Raw genomic sequence first — 18,980 nt, forward strand, 5'->3', positions numbered from 1 at the left:
CCGCGCAACGGGGGTCACACCGGCATGCCGCAGTGCCTGCACGCGCCGGTCCTCGGGGCGGATCCGCGGATTTCCCCCCGACAGGGGGTACACACGTGCGCCTGAGACCCAGACCGTCCACAAAGCCGAGACGAATCGCCGTCAAAGCGACAGCCCGGCTCCTCCCGCCCGTCCTCGCCACCGCGCTCCTGGCCGGCATAGCCGTCGGTTCGGGCCCCGTCGTCCAGAACATCGGACAGGACGCCGTCCCCGCGAGTGACAGCTACCCCTGGTACCAGGACACCGCCGCCGAACAGCTCCGGCAGGACCAGTGCCTGATGGCCGACGTCCTGCGCCTGGGCGGCACGTCCATGGCCACCACCGCCCAGGACGCGCTCAACCAGCCGCAGGACAAGCTGCACACGCTCGCCGACCGGGCCCACTGGGAGCAGACGCCGCTGGCGGCGGCGTATCAGAAGGACCGCGATCTCTCTGCCCGGGAACTCGACTCCATCAACGCCCTCCGGGACGCCTGGAAGGTGCCCGTCGAGGGGCTCACCACCCCGGCCGGCTTCACCGAGACCGGCTTCCACTGGCCGCCCGGCACCAGCAACGACGGGCAGCAGAGCTTCTACGGCCAGACCGGCCTGGCCGCGTGGATCTCCGACCGGTTCTGGAAGAACGACGGCGACTTCTACAAGGACTCGACGCCCGCCACCGACGAGAAGACCCTCAAGGCCGTCGACGCCCTGGGGACTCCGCTCTACGGCTCGGACCCGGACCCGTCCCTGCCGTCCGACGAGTGGAACCGCGCGCTCGCCGAACGGAGCGCGTTCGACTGGATGCACGGCGGCCCGGGGATGAACGCGGGCGCCGACGACGCCCGGGTCTTCCTGGAGTCCGGCGGCTTCCCCCGTACCGCCCCGGACCCCGGCAGCGCCGAGTACCGGATCGCGGTCGAGAACCTCAAGTCCCGCTTCGCGGGCTGCGCCTGGCGTGACCCGCTCGACCCGAACGGCGTGCTGAGCGACGCGGGCGCCACCGCAGCTGCCGAGTGGCAGCAGGAGATCGCCTCCCAGGCCACCCAGCGCAACCAGATCCTGACCGCCAACAAGGACACCGTCGCGGCCCTCGCCGCCGGTTCCAAGGCACTCGGTGACCTGCTGGGCCAGTCCTGGGCCGCCGACCGCCTCACCCGCTGGCAGGACTACTGGTCCGAGGGCGGGGTCGGCTGGATCGGTGACGCGCCGACGACGATCGGGGTGACCGGCAAGTCGGGCCTGTGCCTCGACGCGGCGGGCGGCGGCACGGCCAACGGCACGATCGTCCAGATCTACACCTGCAACGGCTCGGCCGGACAGCAGTGGCGGGTCGAGGGCGACGACAAGGGCCTGCACCTGCGGAACGTCAAGTCCCTCAAGTGCCTCGACGTGGCCGGCAACAACTCGGCGAACGGCACGAAGATCCAGCTGCTGACGTGCAGCAGCTCCCCGGCGCAGACCTGGGAGTACAACGTCCGCGCCGCCACACCGCTGAAGAACGTCGGCACCGGAAAGTGCCTGGATCTGCCGACGTACGACAGCGGCCAGGACTCCCGGCTGTGGACCTGCTCCGGCGGCACCCCGCAGAAGGTCACGGCCAAGCCGTCCGGGCACACCGGCACGGTGCCGCCGACGGCCCAGTTCACCAAGGCCACGGCCAACATCGCCAAGGCCCGGGCAGCGGCGGCGAACAAGCTCGCCGCCGTCAAGAGCCAGCTCGCCGCCGCGCAGAAGGCGGCCACCGCCTCCGACACCGCCGAGCAGGCCGCGTACACCATCGCGGACGGCAACGGCGCCCCGCGAGGCCGCGGCCTCCTGGTCGGCCAGCAGAAGGCACAGGTCACCAAGGGTGCCGTAGCCGCCCTCACGGCGATGGTGAAGGCCGGCGAGACCGCCGAGGCCGCCACCCGTGCCGCCGCCGCGGACAGCGCGACCATCACCCAGCGGGCGCTGGCCCAGGCCGCACAGGTGAAGGCGGAGTTCCGCAAGCAGGCCGCCGAGAAGGCCGAGCTCCAGGCGAAGGCCGCCGCCGACGCGGCGAAGGTCCACCGCGACAACGCCAAGAAGGACAAGGAGACCGCGGAGGCCAAGCTCGCCGAGGCCCTGAAGGCCGAGGGCGACGCCAAGGCGGCCGCAGCCGAGGCACACTCCCGGCGGCTCGCGGCCGAGGCCGAGGAAGCGACGGCGAAGAAGGAGAAGGAGACCGCCGAGGCCAAGCAGGCGGAGGCGAACCAGTACAAGCAGACCGCCCAGGCCGAGGCGTCGAAGGCGAACGAGGCCAAGGACAAGGCCGAGTCCGCCGAGAAGACCGCCAACAGCAGGCGGGACGACGCGGTCGCGGCCCGCGACAACGCCAAGGCCAAGCGGGACGACGCCTGGGAGGCCGAGCAGAAGGCCGACGCGGCCCGTGCCAAGGCCGACGCCAAGGGCGCCTACGCCGACTCGCTGGACGCCGGCGACGCGGCGACCGCTGCCCGGTCCGCCGCCGACGAGGCGGACAGACAGGCAGACATCGCCGAGACGGCCGCGGTGAACGCGCGCTCCGCCGCGGACGCAGCCACCCGGGCCGCCGCCGAGGCGGACGCCGCCGCCACCCGTGCCGAAGCCGCCGCCAAGCGGGCCCGCGCCGACTCGGACGCCGCCCAGGCCGCCAAGCTGAAGGCGGACGCCGCCGTACGCACTGCCACCGCGGCCGTCGCCGATGCCATCAAGGCCGCCGCGCACGCCGCCGAAGAAGCGAAGACGGCGGTCAAGCTGGCCGACGAGGCGGAGGCGCACGCCAAGGAAGCAAGGGGCCACGCGAACGAGGCCCTCAAGGAGGCCGCGAACGCCCGTCTCGCCGCTGCCAAGGCCCTGGGCTTCGCCCACGTCACCGCCCAGGCCGCCATAGATGCGGCGAAGTCCGCGGAACAGGTTGCGGCCCCGGCGAACGACGCGATCCAGCTGGGCTCGCCCTACCTCACCACCGACTCGGCGGCCTCGCTCGTCGTGCTGAGCGGGCAGGCGTCGAAGACGATCGCCGAGCAGCAGCAGGCGGTGGCCGAGGCCCACGCGAAGAACGCGCAGGAGGAGGCCGCGGCCGCCCAGGTCATCGCCGACCAGGCGACGGCCGACGCCAAGGAGGCCCTCCAGCACGCGGCCAAGGCCGCCGGCTACGCGAGGGACGCCCGCGGCTACGCCAAGGAGGCCCTGGGTTACGCGGCCGACGCGGCGGAGGCAGCCGCCAAGGCCACGCAGTCACTGGCCCGCACGGTCGAGTACGACCGCCAGGCCACCGAGGACGCGGCGGCCGCCGACGCGGCAGCCGGCCGCGCCGAGGGCTACGCCAGCTCCGCCCGCGCAGCAGCCGACCAGGCCGCTCTCGACGCGGAAGCGGCCCGCGCCGCCGCCTCGGAAGCAGAACAGGCGGCGAAGGACGCCCGAGCCGCAGCCGACCGCGCGGACGTGGCGGCGACGGAGGCGGAGGAGGCGGCAAAGGACGCCGACAAGTACGCGACGGAGGCCCAGGAGGCCTCCTCGCGCACGGAGACGGCGGACAAGAACAGCAGCATCCAGAAGGGCACGTCAGCCGGTGGCATCGGCAACGTCTTCATCGTCGACCGCATCGAGGCGATCGGTGACCCGAAGGACGTCAAGAAGGACAACTGCAACGTCATCATCCACGTCGGGGACTGCACGGTCACGGCCACCATCACGTACAAGGTCGAGATCGACGTCTACCTCTGCACGGCCCTCGACCTGCCCGCCACGCAGGCCGGATGCCCGGACTGGGAGACCCTGTTCCTCGGAACGCAGCCGGTCGATCCCCAGACGGAGAGGGTCACCAAGACCATCTCGATGACCGAGTTCAACTCGGGCATCGACCCGGTGGAGATTCTGGTCGGACACTGGATCCACTGCGCCGAGAAGGTGGTCCCGGGCGGCGCGAGCGGAAGCCTGGGCGATTGCGGCTGGGTGATCTTCGACGTCGCGGCCTTCGTCTTCGGCGGCAAGATCACACAGGCCGTGGTCGACGGCATCCGCGCTCTCGACGCCTCACTGCGCACCGGGGTCGGCGTCGCCGACGCCTACAAGGCGCTGCGGGCCCTGAACATGGATGCCGGCGCCGTCGCCAACATCAGCCGTACGGTGGCCGCGTTCGAGGACGATGTTGCGGAGGCCTGCCGGGTCGTCGACGGTGTCGCCCGGATGACCAGGGCGCTGGCCGCTGCGGCATCGAACGGGCTGCCGTGCAAGTTCTGGAAGCTGACCGACTACGAGGGTCAGCGGGTGTACCAGCGGGACGATCTGATCAACCCGGACTACGTCTCCCCCCAGGACCCGTACGGCCGTACCAACCTGAAGCGGATGACGCAGGGTCTCGCCCCGATGGGCCCGGGCCGGACCGCCAGCGGTGGTGTGGACAAGCCCATGAACCTCCACCACATGCTGCAGACTCAGGACGGGCCGATCGCCGAAGTCACCGATGCGATGCACTTCGACAACTACGGCAAGCTGCACTGGAAGTCGGGCACGAAGATCCCCAGCGGGATCGACAGGCCCGAGTTCGAGAGGTGGAAGACGGCGTACTGGAAGAACAGGGCGAAGGACTTCTCATGACGAAGGCTCTGCGGGCGGCTGATCAAGTGATCAGCCTTCTGCGTGACAACGAGGACCTGGCTCATCACGGCACCGGCTGTCCTCCGGAGATGATCGCAAGAGCGGAAGCGGAGATGGCTCTCGCCTTCCCGCCCTCCTATCGGCGGCTCATCAAGGAGTTCGGCACGTGGGAGGTCCCACCCACGGAGTTCCTCGGTTTGTACCGGACACCTGCCGGAGGCGAGGACCTGCTGGGCACTCCCGCCCACACCCGGGAGGACCGGGCCGCGCTGGGGCTCCCCCAGCACTTCATGGTCGTCATGCACGACGACGTCTGGGGTGTCGTGGTCCTCGACACCTCTCAGCCTGACGAGGACGGCGAATATCCCGTCTTCGCCTGGAACCCAGGAGTGCCTCACGGCGGGCTCATGGAGAAGATCGCAGACAGCTACGGTGAGTTCGCCCTCGCGGAGTGCAGGCAGAACCTGAGCTGACCCGCTCGGCAGAACAGACTCCGGCAAGGGGGGCCGCACACGCGATGTGCGGCCTCCCTCACGTGCCGCGCCGAGTGATCGCACCTAAGAGGACAGGTGACGTGGTCAGGCCAAACAGGCCATCACCACCCGACGTGACCCACCCCACCCCCCACCCCGTTCAAACTCCGTTAACAATGGACTGTGATCTCTCCGGTCTCCCCGATGCCCCGGAGCGCCCACCGGCACAAGCCGGAGGCGACTCCTTACGTCGACCTCACCCGCGCCGAGTGGAGCGCGCTGCGCGAGAAGACGCCGCTCCCGCTGAACGCCGAAGAGGTCGAGAAGCTGCGCGGTCTCGGTGACGTCATCGACCTCGACGAGGTGCGGGACATCTACCTCCCGCTGTCCCGGCTCCTCAACCTCTACGTCGGCGCCACGGACGGCCTCAGAGGCGCCCTGAACACCTTCCTCGGCGAGCAGGGCTCCCAGTCCGGCACCCCCTTCGTCATAGGCGTCGCGGGATCGGTCGCCGTGGGCAAGTCGACCGTCGCCCGTCTCCTCCAGGCCCTGCTCTCCCGCTGGCCCGAGCACCCGCGTGTGGAGCTGGTCACGACCGACGGCTTCCTGCTCCCCACCCGCGAGCTGGAGGCCCGCGGGCTCATGTCGCGCAAGGGCTTCCCCGAGTCGTACGACCGCCGCGCGCTGACCCGCTTCGTCGCCGACATCAAGGCGGGCAAGGACGAGGTCACCGCCCCCGTCTACTCCCACCTGATCTACGACATCGTCCCGGACCAGCGGCTCACCGTCCGCCGCCCCGACATCCTGATCGTCGAGGGCCTCAACGTCCTGCAGCCCGCCCTCCCCGGCACGGACGGCCGCACCCGCGTCGGTCTCGCCGACTACTTCGACTTCAGCGTGTACGTCGACGCGAGCGCCGAGGACATCGAGCGCTGGTACCTCAGCCGGTTCAAGAAGCTCCGCCGGACCGCCTTCCAGAACCCCGACTCGTACTTCAGGAAGTACACCCAGGTCTCGGAGGAGGAGGCGGTCGACTACGCCCGCACCCTCTGGCGCACCATCAACAAGCCCAACCTGGTGGAGAACATCGCCCCCACCCGCGGCCGCGCCACCCTCGTCATCCGCAAGGGCCAGGACCACAAGGTGCGCAGGCTCAGCCTCCGTAAGCTCTGAAGGCCGTAGGCCTGTTGACGTACGCCTGTTAGAAAGGCGTCATGCTGCATCTGCGCCTGATCACCCCGGCCGACAAGACCGACGACGTGGTCCGCCTGATCGAGAAGACGGTCGGCGCCACGCACCTCGTCGTGATGCCGGGCGCCGCCCGCAACCCCGCCGGTGACGTCGTGATGTGCGACGTGGCCCGCGAGGCGGGTGACGAACTCATCGGCACCCTGCGGAAGTTGGACCTCGACAAGACCGGCTCCATCGCCGTCGAGAACATCGACCTGTCACTCTCCGAGCGCGCGGACAAGGCCGAGGACGACGCACCCGGCGAAGGCGTGGACGCCGTCATCTGGGAGCACCTGACCGACGCGACGCACGAGGAGTCGACGCTCTCCATCACCTACCTCGCCTTCCTCACGCTGGCCACGATGATCGCGGCCTGCGGTGTGGTGCTGGACAACGCGATCCTGATCGTGGGCGCGATGGCGGTGGGCCCGGAGTTCGGCCCCCTGGCGGCCCTCAGCACGGCGATCGTCCAGCGTCACCCGCGCCTGGCGGTGCGCTCGCTGATCGCCCTGCTGGTGGGCTTCGCCGTGGCGATGGCGGTGACGGTCGGCTTCACCTGGTTCATGGACGCCCTGGACCTCTTCCACAAGTCCGATCTTGAGGGCGACCGCCCCAACACCGCCTTCGTCTACGCCCCCGACGCCTTCTCGTTCGTGGTGGCGGTCCTGGCGGGAATCGCCGGCACCCTCAGCCTGACCTCGGCGAAGTCGGGGGCCCTGGTGGGAGTGGCCATCTCGGTCACCACGGTCCCGGCGGCGGCCAACGCGGCGGTGGCCCTGGCCTACGGCGACATGGGCCAGACGGTCGGCTCGACGAACCAGCTCCTGCTGAACCTGCTGGGCATCGTGCTGGCGGGCACCCTGACCCTGCTGTGCCAGAAGTGGCTCTGGCGGAAGCGCTCTTAGGGGCGCGGGGCTGTATCAACCCTCCCGCCCCCGCCCAAGACCGCCCGGCAACTCAGCCGAGCGCCGACTTCACCGCATCAGCCAACCGCCCCGCCACCGTCCGGGCCTGATCGATGTCCGCCGCCTCGACCATCACCCGCACCAGCGGCTCGGTCCCCGACGGCCGCAACAACACCCGTCCGGTGGCGCCGAGTTCACGCTCGGCCTCAGTCACGGCCGCCGCCAGCTCCCCGGACGTCGAAACCCGCGACCGGTCCACGTCAGGCACATTGATCAGCACCTGCGGCAGCCGCTCCATCACGGATGCCAGCTCCTTCAGCGACCGCCCGCTCTCCGCGACGCGAGCCGCCAGCATCAGCCCGGTCAGCGTCCCGTCGCCGGTCGTGGCGTGATCCAGGATGATGACGTGCCCGGACTGCTCACCCCCGAGGGCGTACCCGTGCTCCTTCATCTCCTCGAGCACATACCGGTCCCCCACGGCGGTCTGGACGAGCCGGAGCCCCTCCCGTTCCAGCGCCAGTTTGAACCCCAGGTTCGACATGACCGTCGCGACGACGGTGTCGGACCGCAGCGCCGACCGGTCCTTCATCGCGAGCGCGAGCACGGCCATGATCTGGTCGCCGTCCACTTCCTCACCGGTGTGGTCGACGGCGAGGCACCGGTCCGCGTCCCCGTCGTGCGCGATGCCGAAGTTCGCCCCGTGCTCGACGACGGCGGCCTTCAGCGGTCCGAGATGCGTGGAGCCGCACCCGTCGTTGATGTTGAGCCCGTCCGGCTGGGCACCGATGGTGATCACCTCGGCGCCGGCCCGCGAGAACGCCTCCGGCGACACCCGGGCGGCAGCGCCGTGCGCCTCGTCGAGGACGATCTTCAGCCCGTCGAGCCGGTTCGGCAGTACGGCGATCAGATGGGCCACGTACTTGTCGAAGCCCTCGGTGTACTCGCGGACCCGGCCGACACCGCCGCCGGTCGGCCGCTCCCAGGGCTCACCGTGCCGGTGCGCGTCGTAGATCGCCTCGATCCGGTCCTCCAGCTCGTCGTCGAGCTTGTGCCCGCCGCGGGCGAGGAACTTGACGCCGTTGTCGGGCATGGCGTTGTGGCTGGCGGAGAGCATGACGCCGAGGTCGGCGCCGAGCACACCCGTGAGATACGCCACGGCGGGCGTGGGCAGCACACCGACCTTCAGCACGTCCACGCCGGCGCTCGCGAGGCCCGCGACCACGGCGGCCTCCAGGAACTCCCCGGACGCGCGCGGATCCCGCCCGACCACCGCCGTCGGCCGGTGGCCCTGGAACGTACCCGCCTCGGCCAGCACGTGCGCCGCCGCGACCGACAGACCGAGCGCCATCTCGGCCGTCAGATCCGCGTTGGCGACACCGCGCACGCCGTCCGTGCCGAAGAGTCGTCCCACTTGTCCTCCTGAGGAAGCGTCAGTTACGGAGATCATCCGATCACATGAGCCTTTGAGCGCCTTGTGCCGTTTATACGCCTAAGGCTGTGATAAACGAACGCCCCGGCGGCACTGTGGCGTGCCGCCGGGGCGAACGTACGTACTGCTGACTCGCAGGAACGAGCAGGTACGAAGCAGAACAGGCAGCGAAGATTAACGCTTGCTGTACTGCGGGGCCTTGCGGGCCTTCTTGAGACCGGCCTTCTTGCGCTCGACCGCACGGTCGTCGCGACGGAGGAAGCCGGCCTTCTTGAGGGCGCCGCGGTTGTTGTCCACGTCGGCCTCGTTCAGCGCGCGGGCGACACCGAGACGGAGCGCACCGGCCTGGCCGGAGACGCCGCCACCCGCGATGCGGGCGATGATGTCGTAGCGGCCCTCGAGCTCGAGCACCTTGAAGGGCTCGTTGACTTCCTGCTGGTGCACCTTGTTGGGGAAGTAGTCCTCAAGGGTGCGACCGTTGATCTTCCACTTGCCGGTGCCCGGGACGATCCGGACGCGGGCGATGGCGTTCTTGCGACGGCCCAGGCCGGCGGCCGGCTGCGGGTCGCCGAAGCGGGACGCCATGGACTCCGAGGTGTACTCGCCCTCGACGGGGACCTCGGACTCGGTGGTGTAGCTGTCGATGTCGACGAGCTCGGTCTCGGTCTCTTCGACCGGCTGCTCAACAGTGGTCTCGGCCACGATGCTCCTCAGATTCTTTTCTGTCTTAGGGGGTGGCCGGAACTACTGCGCGACCTGGGTGATCTCGAACGGCACCGGCTGCTGCGCAGCGTGCGGGTGCTGGTCGCCCGAGTAGACCTTCAGCTTGCTGATCATCTGACGGCCCAGGGAGTTCTTGGGGATCATGCCCTTGATGGCCTTCTCGACGGCCTTCTCGGGGTTCTTCGCCAGCAGCTCGTCGTAGCGGACGGAGCGCAGACCACCCGGGTAGCCGGAGTGGCGGTACGCCAGCTTCTGGGTCTTCTTGTTGCCGGACAGGTGAACCTTGTCGGCGTTGATGATGATGACGAAGTCGCCCATGTCCATGTGCGGGGCATAGGTCGGCTTGTGCTTGCCACGGAGGAGGTTCGCAGCGGTGGTAGCCAGACGGCCCAGGACGATGTCCTGAGCGTCAATGACGTGCCACTGGCGAGTCACATCGCCGGGCTTGGGGCTGTACGTACGCACTTCGCAGCCTTCTTCTTCAGTGGATGGGTGCTGACACATGGCATCACTGAAGCGATCGTGCAGCTGGGGACGACAGTGCCGGGGACGCTGCCCGTATGCCGCCCACTGGTAACTGCTCCAGGGAACCTACGTAAGGGCCTCTCGCGTGAGAACGACCAAGCCGATACGCATAACAAACCGCAAGGTTACCCGCGCTGCCCCGGACGGGTCAAAACGAGTCCGCCGCGGCAGGCGTCACAGCACCTCGGGGACCGAGATGTACACCCCTGCCGGAAAGGTCCCCGGGCCAGTGTCCACAGGCCCCACAGCACCTCCTGTCCCCCGTCTAAGATGCGCCCCATGAGCTTTGGGCAGCAGGGGGGACCCCCGTCCCAGTGGGATCCCTGGAAACCGCAGTCGCAGCAGCCGTGGGGCAGCGACGGGGGCGAGCAGACTCCGGACTGGGCCGCGCTCGCCGAGGCGTCCGAGATCCGCAACAGGCGCCGTCGGCTGTTCTTCATCGTCGGCGGCGCGGTCGCCACGGTCGCGATAGGCACCGCCGTGGCGATGGCCGTCGTATCGGCGAACGGCGACGACGAGGCGAACAAGCCGACCTCGTCACTGCCGGCGACCGCCGACATCCCGAGCGCGACCGGGACCACGCCGTCGTTCGCGCCGACCAGCGCGCCGCCCCCGCTGGACCCGAGGGACTTCATCGCCAGCAAGGCCAAGGACACGGCCCCGCTCGGCGCGCAGATCCTCTTCCCGGGCACCCAGCTGACCATGGGTTCGACCGTGTACAAGAAGGGGACGACGGCCGACACGAAGAACTGCGCCGCCGCCGACACGGTCCAGCCCAGCCTCGGAAAGGTCCTGAAGGCCAACAGCTGCACCCGGTTCATGCGGGTCAGCTACACCAAGGACGGCGTCTCGGTGACGGTCGGCGTGGCCGTCTTCGACACCGAGGCGCAGGCGGCGAAGGCGAAGAGCCAGGTCAACACCAAGAAGGACATCGTCAAGTCGCTGTCCGGCGGCGCGGTCAAGGCCTTCTGCAACTCCGCGATCTGCCGCACGACCTCGAACTCCTACGGCCGCTACGCCTACTTCACCATCGCCGGCTTCGCCAGCGGCAAGAACGTCACGGAGAAGGACACCGCGGTCTTCAGCATCGGCGACAACCTGGCCGAGTTCACCTTCCGCCAGATCAACCGGCGCGGCGAGGCGCAGGCGTCCGCGGCCGCGAGCGAGTGACCCGGCGCGCCGAGGCGCGCCGGGTCAGGTTCGCTCAGGTCCGCTCCCAGGAGCCGCTCAGGACGGGCTCGGGATACGGCACGACGGGTTCCGGCAGGCTGCCGGCCGTCTCCCGGCTCCCGGCCGTCCTGAAGACCCAGGTGCGGTAGGACCAGAAGCGGAAGAGTGTTGCCACGCCGATGCCGAGGAACTTGCTGACGTTGGTGGCGAGCGTGCCGTCCCAGCCGAGCCCGTAGGTCGTGGCATAGAGAACCGAGTTCTCGATGACCAGCCCGATCGCGCTGAAGAGCAGGAAGAGGGTCAGCTCCTTCCTGCGGCTGTTGCGGTCCTCCTGGGCCCGTTTGCGGTACGCGAAGTACCGCAGCCCGAGGTAGTTGCTCAGGATCGCGACGACCGTGGCCAGGACGCTCGCCCGGACGGTCTGCCAGTCCGTGACGGTCCTGATGAGGTTGAAGACCGCGAGATTGACGACGAAGCCCGACGCCCCCACCATGCCGAACTTCGCGATCTCGCGGTACAGCTTCCCCCACCGGGAGGGAAGCGCGTGACGTCCGCTGCTCACCGTTCCGCTCAGCCCCGTCGGTTGCGCATCCGCAGGCGCAGCGGCACCAGCGCCGACTCGACCTGCGTCCCGAGGCTCATCTTGGAGACGCCCTCGGTGCGCTCCTCGAAGCGGATCGGGATCTCGACGGCGCTGTGCCCGGCCCGGACGGCCTTGAACTTCAGCTCGACCTGGAAGCTGTAGCCGGCGCTGTCCAGGGTCGCGAGGTCCACGTCACGAAGTGTGGCGGCCGACCACAGATTGAAGCCGGCCGTGATGTCCCGGATCTTCGTGCCCAGCACGGTCCGGGCGTAGCGGTTGGCGAAGCGGGACAGCAGGACGCGGTGCTTGCCCCACTCCTCGTCCAGCGAGCCGCCCTCCACGTAGCGGCTGCCGACGACCAGGCCGACCCCCGTGGCCACGGCCGTGCCGAGCATCCGCGGGACCGCCTCGACGGGGTGGCTGCCGTCGGCGTCCATCTGGACGACGTACTCGGCACCCTCGGCGAGGGCGGCACTCATACCGGCGACGTACGCGCGCCCGAGCCCGTCCTTCTCGGTGCGGTGCAGCACGCTCATCCGGCGCCGCCCGTCCCAGTTGTGCTTCTCGGCGAGCTCCTCGGCGATCCGTCCTGTACCATCCGGACTGGAGTCGTCCACTATCTTCAAGTGGAGCCCGTTGAGCGGCAGTTGAAGCACCGCCTCGACCATTCTCGGCAAGTTGGCGGCTTCGTTGTACGTGGGCATCACCACGGTGACAGCCACGTCCGCCCCCACGTCGTACGTCATCTTCTTTTCCCTCCCCAATTGATTGCTCCCCCCGCCGGACGCGGGTTGTCCCGCGTCCGGAACCCAACTCAGGTATGCACCTTGCGCTTGGCGGCGTCGTCCTTGTCCTCGGACGGGTCGTCCGTCGCCGCGCGTGTCCTTTCGAGGAGCACGAGCTGGAGGTAGTCCAGCTTCTTGGTCTTCACGACCTTGAAGCTCTTCTGGATCACGGTCGCCGTCGTCTTCGGCATGCCGCTGAACGGCTGCCCGTCGAGCGTCGTCGACACGAGCCACAGTCGGTCGGCCTTGGCCAGGCACCTCGCGGAATCGGGGCATTCGAGCGCGCCGAACGACCCCAGTTCCTGCGGAGTGCGGTACATCAGCGAGTCGCGCGGGCGGCCGGCGTCGTTCCGCAGTTCGTAGTCCATGGCCCGGCGCTCGGACATCACACCGCTGAAGACGATGCCGTCGCCCTTCTTCTGCCCGGCCTCGATGAGCTGGGCGGCGCCGCGGAAATCGGGCTCGCCCAGTGCGTTCTGCCGGGTCTCACGGATGCCGGGCAGCGACTGGAAGGCGAGCCCGGCGACCGCTGCCGCCACGAGCACCCAGCCGAGGCCTCGCCGCGCCGCCGCTCCCGTACCGGCCTTCGCCCCGGCCACCGGCCCTGCGATCCGCACCACGGCGACGGCCGCGAGCAGTACCCAGGCGGGCGCGGTGAAGAGCAGATAGCGCGGCAGGAAGAGGTGCAGCTGCGCGGCGGTGACGTAGGTCGCCAGGGGCGGCAGCACGATCCAGACGGCCAGCGGAAGGGCACGCCGTCCCGCGAAGAACAGCCCGAGCGCGCCGAGCGCCATGACCGGCACGGCCACCGCCCAGGACCCGAAGAGGTTCTTGGGGAAGTCGATCAGGTCCTTCAGCACCGGATTGTTCCAGGCGATCTGTCCGCTCTGCCCCGAACCGGAGACGGCCATGGGAATGACGAAACACATGCCCAGGGTGCAGGCCGCGGCATAGGCCCAGCCCACGATCTTGTCGCCGGCCCGCCGGGCGATGAGGATCATCACCAGATGCGCGCCGAGGACGGCCATCGAGGCCAGGTGGCTCCAGCCGATCAGCGGCACCGACAGCGTGTAGGCGACCCACACCTTGAACGACGGCTTGTCCAGCGCCCTGGCGAGCAGCAGTGTCGACAGCAGCACCGCGGCCACCGCGAAGGCGTACGGGCGGATCTCCTGCCCGTACCGCGTGGTGGCCGGCACGACGGCGAAGGCAAGCCCCGCGAGCAGTCCCGCCTGTGTGGTGAACAGCCGCCGCCCGAGCAGGGCGAGCAGGCCCGCGGAGGCCGCCATGGCCACCGCACCGGGGACGCGCATCGCGGTCGGGGAGTCCCCGGCGATGGCGATCCAGAGGTGCATGAGCACGTAGTACGGCGTGAACACGACGTCGATCGAGCGGATCAGCAGGCTCAGGTCGTGAAAGGACAGCGTGGCCGCCCACCAGGTGGCGTGCTCGTCGCGCCACAGCTGGCGGTCACCGATCCCGTGCAGGATCAGAGCGAAGGCGAGCGCCGTGGGCACCAGGAAGACCACCGCGGTGGCAAGCCGCCCGCCCTTGGGGCCCTCGGGCTCCTCGTCGGCCGGCTCGTCCGCGGGTGGCCGCGGGTCGACCGGTTCCGGAGCGGCGGGCTCGGGAGCGTACGAGTCCTGCCTGCCCGGATACCTGCCCGGATCGGCGTACTGACCAGGAGCGCCGTGCGCGCCCGGGTCGGCATAGGTGCCCTGACCGCCGGCGTACATGCCCTGCCCGGCGTAGGCGCCCTGTTCCGCGTACGGATCGTGGCCGCCCGAGGCGTCGGGGTACCCGCCACTGTACGGAGCGGGGGCATGGGGACTCATCGCTTCACCCAAATCCGGTAGGCGTGCTCTCCGCTGCTCGTCGTGTACGGGAACACGGCCGCGAGCCGGTAGTGGGAGTTGTTCTTCAACCCCTCCTTCACCGCTTCGTACGTCACCGGGCTGACGTCGCCGTGCATCACGATCACGTCGAACTTTCCGTCACGGACGGCCTGCCGGAACGCGTCCGGGCCGGTGTACTGCTTGCCGTCCTTGCCGCGGTAGTCCATGAAGTAGGTGTTCTGCCACTGCGTCCAGTTGGTCTTGTCCCGCAGGTAGTAAGCGGGGACCTCCTGCTCCTCGGCGAGGTAGCTGCCCTTCTTGTCGACAACCGTGCGCAGGTACGAGGTCATCTGCGTGGAGTCCGGGAAGCTGTACGCCCGTTGGGCCTGCACCATGCCGAACACGAGGGTGACGACGTACAGCAGGATCCCGAGCTGTGGATGCCGGAAGTGCGGGCCGACCAGGCGGGCCATGCCGAGGCCGGCGAGCGGCGCGGCGAAGAACAGTCCGAAGCCGACGTGCTTGTAGAGCGAGATCTCGGTGTGGAGGTGGATCTGGTAGGCGGGAGCGAGCAGCGCGGTGCCGGTCAGCAGCACGCCGAGCGCGGCGCGGCGCCAGCGCCCCGAGGTCTCGCCGCCGATCCACGGCATCTCGCCCATCCGCGCGCGCAGCACGTAGGCGATCGTGCCGCCGAGCGCGGCCAGGAAGACGAGCCCGCCCCACTCCGCGCTGTGCTGGAGCATCGTCGCCGCCGTGTCCGTGCCCTTCGCACGGTCGGTGGTGGTGGAGCTGATGCCGCCCAGCGGACCGGAGAAGTAGTAGCCGATCCCGAGCAGGACCACGATGCCCGTACCCAGCACCACACCACGGCCCAGCGCGCGAACGCCGCGGTGCCGGTGCGCGGTGATCACGGCGAGAACCACCAGGGTCGGGAGGTACAGACCGGAGGCGTACTTCACGCCGAACGCCAGTGCGGCCGGCGGTGCCGCGAGCAGCACGGCCATGGCCTTCATCCGGTCGGTGCGCACCACCGCCCAGGCGGACAGTCCGAGCAGGAAGATGGCAGCGGCGTCGTACGTGGCGAAGTTGCCGAGCACCATCGTCGACTGGAGCACCGAGAAGAGCGCGGCCGCGCCGAGCGCGGCGCGCAGGTTGAACAGCCGCCGGGTCAGCGAGTACAGCAGCGTGGTGGCACCCAGCATGAACAGCAGGCTGACCACTCGTACCCCGGCGAGGCCGAACTGGCTGTCCACGGCGCCGGCGAGCACCGGATACAGCTTGGGGTGCCCGGAGAAGTAGGCCGCGAAGTCCACCGGCAGTTTGGTGCCGTGCAGCAGGTTGGCCAGCTCGTAGTGGCCCGACGCGATGTAGAGCGCCTCGTCCTGGAAGGCCGTCCCGGTCAGCCGCAGGGAGAGCCCCGCCTGCACGAGCAGAATGCACAGCAGCACTCCGCGCCCGAGCAGCTTGCTGCGCCGCGTGTCCACCGCCCACGACGACTCCGCGACCGGCGGCAGCGTGTAGCCGGGCTTCTGCGGCTCGGGCTCCGCGGCCGTGGGGGCCGGTTCGGGCTCGACGGCGGTGTAGGAGGCGTACGGGTCGAAGGGCGCGAAGGTGTCGTACGCCTGCTGGTCGGTGTACTCGGACGTCCGGCCGTGGACGTCGAAGCGCCAGCTGCCGGTCTCGGTGAAATAGCCGGGCTGGTAGCCGCCGGCCTGATCCTGGTCCGGCGAGTGGGCCGGCTGCATCTGGGGACGGGTCTGGGCCTGCTGCGCATACTGCCGCAGGCTCTCCCGCTGCGCGGCCCGCCGCCCGCTGTCGTCGGTGTGACCGTACTGCTGCTGGTCTGCCTGGCTGTACTGCTGCCCGTACGCGTATTCGTCATGCAACTCGGAGTCGTCCGCCCACGTGGGCGTGGTTCGATCGCTCATGGCTTCGTCACATCGAATCCGAAGTCCGGGTTCGCGGCCTGCTCCTTGAAGGTCTTCTCGGACAGCGGACCGCTGTTGATGCGCCAGTCCGTCTCCTTGTCGAAGTTGAACCAGACGAACCCGATGACGTCGTCGCGCTCGGCGGTCCCCTGGAAGAGGGACTTGATGTCGGCGGGCTTGCGCTCACCGGCCTGCGCGGCGGTCTCCGCGATGATGAACGGTTTCTTCGTGAAGGTACGGATCTCGGTCATCGTCGGCCCGTACAGCGACTGGTACGTGTTCGGTCCGGTGGCCCCGTAGTAGCCGATGACACCGACCCAGTCGACGTAGTCGTCGCCCGGCCAGTACGGCTTGAGCTTCACGTTCGGCATCGGGTGGGTGACGTTCGGGCTCCACACCCAGATGACCTGGGTGGCGCCCTCGTCGTCGAAGATGTCGTGGATGTGCTTGTACGCGGCGGTGAACTGGGCGGCGGTGGTCTTCTTGGTGCCCCACGGGTACCAGAAGCCGTTCATCTCGTGCCCGAAGCTGATCGCCACGGGCAGGTTCAGTTCCTTGACGGACTGCGCGTACTCGTGGATGTACGCGTCCTCCTTGCCCGAGGCGATGTCCTTCATGCTCGTCTTGAACGGCTCCCAGGCGATGAACGCCACCGCGCCGTAGTCCCAGGCGTTCTGCACGAGCTGCTGCTCGTACTGGTCGCCCCAGGCCGAGTAGAACTCCAGCAGGTTGGGCTTCTTGCCGGCCCGCCGGGCGAAGTCCTCGACGGATGTCATCTTGGCGGGGGCACCGTCGGCGGCCAGGCCCAGGTACTTCTTCTTGGGTTCCAGCAGCGGCCGCACGTCGTACGGCGGCTCGGGCTTCGCCGACTCGGTGGCCGCAGCCGTGCCGGTGGCGGCCGGTTCCTCGCCCTGGCCGCGCTCGTACTGGGCGCGGCCCTCGTCGGAGAACGTGCTGCATCCGGCCAACAGCGCGCCGGCGAGCAGGACGGCGGCCAGCGCCCGCACGGGACGCAGGGCTCGTACGTGGCGTACGGAGAGACTCATGCGGTCGCTTCCTGCACTTCCTGGGCATGCGGCTGGACGAGAACACGGCCGACGACCATTGCGTAGAAGAGGCCGGCGGACAGCATCAGCGCGAAGTCCGGCGGATAGAGGGTGAGGATGCGCCAGGCCGCGACGAGGATCCAGGCCACGGCGGTGCCGCCGGTCCAGAAGATCATGCAGTTCCAGTAGCGGCGCATGCCGTTCTTCTTGGCGCCCGCCGAACCGGTGGGCTTCCAGCCCATCGGTCGGCCCCGCAGCACGTCCCAGACGGCGAAGACGTGCGACCACCCGTACATGATGCGGACGGCCCAGGCCTCCAGCCGGTACGGCGCCCGGTGCCAGAGCGGCAGCACCAGCGTGACGTACGCGACGCTCGGCAGCACCCAGAGGGTGGCCTCGGCGCGCATCAGGTCCGGGCGAAGGATCATCAGACCGAGCGGGATGATCGGCGCGATGAACGTGGCGAGCGCGGTCTGGAGGTAGTAGAGGAAGCCCGAGACGTAGCAGAGCCGCGTCTTGAACTTGAGGTCCATCTCCCAGAACCTCTTGCTGGTGAGCAGCTCCAGCGAGCCCATGCACCAGCGGTACTGCTGGTTGTGGAACGCACCGGCCGTGTCCGGGCACACGCCGGCGGACAGCGCGACGGGCACGTAGCGCAGCTTCCAGCCGAGGGCCCGCAGATCGAAGCCGGTGTACATGTCCTCGGAGTGCTCGATCAGGGTGATGCCGCCGGTCTGCTCCAGGGCCGCGCGCCGGTAGATGGCGCACGAGCCTACGCAGATGGACCCGTCATGGCCCTCACGGGAGGTCTGGACGGAGCGGTAGAACTGCTCCTGCACGGCGCCCGCGCCTCGCTCGATCCAGTTCTGCGCGTCGACGATGCGGAAGAACTGCGGCGACTGCACGATGGCGACCTTCTCGTCGTCGTCCATGTGCGGCAGCAGCTCGTCGAGCAGGTCGGCGCGCGGCGCGAAGTCGGCGTCCAGGATGAGGATGTGGTCGCCGTCGGTCCTCTCGAAGGCGTGGTTGAGGTTGCCGGCCTTCTTGAACCAGCCGCGGTTGGGCCGCACCACGTAGTGGAACCCGAAGTCGGCGGCCATGGCCCCGACCTCGTCCTCGGCGGCGTCGTCGAGGACGTACGTCTTCACGACGCCCTGATAGCTGCCGGCCAGCCGGTTCACATGGACCCAGGTGTTGTGGAGCACCTCCAGGGGCTCACCGCACACCGGCAGGAAGATGTCCACGCTCGGATACCTGGCGGGCTGCCACGCGCGGACGAGGCGCTTGTGCCCCTTGATGTCGAAGTCCTTGCTGAGCCCGTCGAGGTACAGCGAGATCAGGTAGTCCGCGATGACGAACGCCAGCAGCGGCAGTGTCAGCCAGAACCACGGACTCGACGCCGTGAACAGCAACTGGCTCACCGCGAGGCACGCGAAACTGATCAGTGAGCCCACCGTCAGGACCCACAGGTGACGGCGCGCGTAGGAGTACTTCTCGGCGTCGTCCGGCGGCTGCGGCAAGAGCCCGTGGTTCTCCACGACCGGCCGGCGCCGACGAGAGCGCGCGGAAGTGCCAACTGCAGTAGTCATCAAACCCCCCAGGGCCCAACCGACCCTGCCTACCCCACCTGAATGTTCGGCCATCCCCATAAATCGAACTCTCGACCGGACCGCGAAAGCATAACCGGCTTTTCGTTTTACGTCCCAACGTTCTTGTTAAGTAAGAGTTT

At 69.1% G+C, this 18,980-nt stretch carries 14 protein-coding genes; 5 read left to right on the top strand and 9 right to left on the bottom strand.

Annotated elements, in window-relative coordinates:
* Window positions 1–95: 95 nt before the first annotated feature.
* The 4 genes from AQJ46_RS08060 to AQJ46_RS08075 all read left to right on the top strand — a co-directional run bounded on the left by AQJ46_RS08060 (window position 96) and on the right by AQJ46_RS08075 (window position 7,227).
* Window positions 96–4,619 carry a ricin-type beta-trefoil lectin domain protein gene (locus tag AQJ46_RS08060; RefSeq protein WP_159064003.1) on the top strand — a complete coding sequence of 1,508 codons (4,524 nt, stop codon included), beginning with the start codon at window positions 96–98 and terminating at the stop codon, window positions 4,617–4,619.
* Complete coding sequence (locus AQJ46_RS08065) at window positions 4,616–5,092, top strand: SMI1/KNR4 family protein (RefSeq protein WP_059204915.1); 477 nt, start codon at window positions 4,616–4,618, stop codon at window positions 5,090–5,092. Before AQJ46_RS08060 ends, AQJ46_RS08065 begins: the two co-directional genes overlap by 4 nt.
* Before the next feature lie 204 nt (window positions 5,093–5,296).
* Entirely contained in the window at window positions 5,297–6,265 is a 969-nt protein-coding gene (gene coaA / locus AQJ46_RS08070; RefSeq protein WP_167368201.1) for a type I pantothenate kinase, read from the top strand.
* Window positions 6,266–6,306: 41 nt separating this feature from the next.
* Window positions 6,307–7,227, top strand: coding sequence for a DUF389 domain-containing protein (locus AQJ46_RS08075; RefSeq protein ID WP_059204917.1), 921 nt, complete (start codon window positions 6,307–6,309; stop codon window positions 7,225–7,227).
* Window positions 7,228–7,279: 52 nt separating this feature from the next.
* Here AQJ46_RS08075 and glmM read toward each other — a convergent pair whose 3' ends face one another.
* The 3 genes from glmM to rplM all read right to left on the bottom strand — a co-directional run bounded on the left by glmM (window position 7,280) and on the right by rplM (window position 9,844).
* On the bottom strand, window positions 7,280–8,638 hold the full coding sequence (glmM, locus tag AQJ46_RS08080; protein ID WP_059204918.1) for a phosphoglucosamine mutase: 1,359 nt from the start codon (window positions 8,636–8,638) through the stop codon (window positions 7,280–7,282).
* Between the two features lie 192 nt (window positions 8,639–8,830).
* Window positions 8,831–9,358, bottom strand: coding sequence for a 30S ribosomal protein S9 (gene rpsI / locus AQJ46_RS08085; RefSeq protein ID WP_057607895.1), 528 nt, complete (start codon window positions 9,356–9,358; stop codon window positions 8,831–8,833).
* 42 nt (window positions 9,359–9,400) lie between these two features.
* Window positions 9,401–9,844, bottom strand: a complete 444-nt coding sequence (rplM, locus tag AQJ46_RS08090; RefSeq protein WP_057607896.1) for a 50S ribosomal protein L13 — start codon at window positions 9,842–9,844, stop codon at window positions 9,401–9,403.
* A 339-nt stretch (window positions 9,845–10,183) separates the two neighbouring features.
* Here rplM and AQJ46_RS08095 point away from each other — a divergent pair, with 339 nt between their 5' ends.
* Window positions 10,184–11,074 (top strand): hypothetical protein, encoded by an 891-nt coding sequence (locus AQJ46_RS08095; RefSeq protein WP_059204919.1) that lies wholly within the window; start codon window positions 10,184–10,186, stop codon window positions 11,072–11,074.
* A 34-nt stretch (window positions 11,075–11,108) separates the two neighbouring features.
* Here the strand turns inward: AQJ46_RS08095 and AQJ46_RS08100 are convergent, their stop codons facing one another.
* From AQJ46_RS08100 to AQJ46_RS08125, 6 genes are all read right to left on the bottom strand, one after another.
* The gene (locus AQJ46_RS08100; RefSeq protein ID WP_079072177.1) at window positions 11,109–11,636 is read right to left on the bottom strand and encodes a GtrA family protein; all 528 of its coding nucleotides are present in this window, start codon (window positions 11,634–11,636) and stop codon (window positions 11,109–11,111) included.
* A gap of 8 nt (window positions 11,637–11,644) precedes the next feature.
* Window positions 11,645–12,403, bottom strand: coding sequence for a polyprenol monophosphomannose synthase (locus tag AQJ46_RS08105; protein WP_057607899.1), 759 nt, complete (start codon window positions 12,401–12,403; stop codon window positions 11,645–11,647).
* 68 nt (window positions 12,404–12,471) lie between these two features.
* A complete protein-coding gene (locus tag AQJ46_RS08110) occupies window positions 12,472–14,277 on the bottom strand; it encodes a glycosyltransferase family 39 protein (protein ID WP_059204920.1) in 1,806 nt (601 codons plus the stop codon).
* Window positions 14,274–16,205 carry a glycosyltransferase family 39 protein gene (locus AQJ46_RS08115; RefSeq protein WP_225887271.1) on the bottom strand — a complete coding sequence of 644 codons (1,932 nt, stop codon included), beginning with the start codon at window positions 16,203–16,205 and terminating at the stop codon, window positions 14,274–14,276. Before AQJ46_RS08115 ends, AQJ46_RS08110 begins: the two co-directional genes overlap by 4 nt.
* Window positions 16,202–17,251 carry a glycoside hydrolase family 26 protein gene (locus tag AQJ46_RS08120; protein ID WP_059204921.1) on the bottom strand — a complete coding sequence of 350 codons (1,050 nt, stop codon included), beginning with the start codon at window positions 17,249–17,251 and terminating at the stop codon, window positions 16,202–16,204. The genes AQJ46_RS08115 and AQJ46_RS08120 overlap by 4 nt, the downstream gene beginning before the upstream one ends.
* Complete coding sequence (locus tag AQJ46_RS08125) at window positions 17,248–18,840, bottom strand: glycosyltransferase family 2 protein (RefSeq protein ID WP_059204922.1); 1,593 nt, start codon at window positions 18,838–18,840, stop codon at window positions 17,248–17,250. The genes AQJ46_RS08120 and AQJ46_RS08125 overlap by 4 nt, the downstream gene beginning before the upstream one ends.
* Between the last annotated feature and the right edge of the window lie 140 nt (window positions 18,841–18,980).

The sequence above is a fragment of the Streptomyces canus genome, from assembly GCF_001514145.1.
GTDB classification, from domain to species: Bacteria; Actinomycetota; Actinomycetes; order Streptomycetales; family Streptomycetaceae; genus Streptomyces; species Streptomyces canus.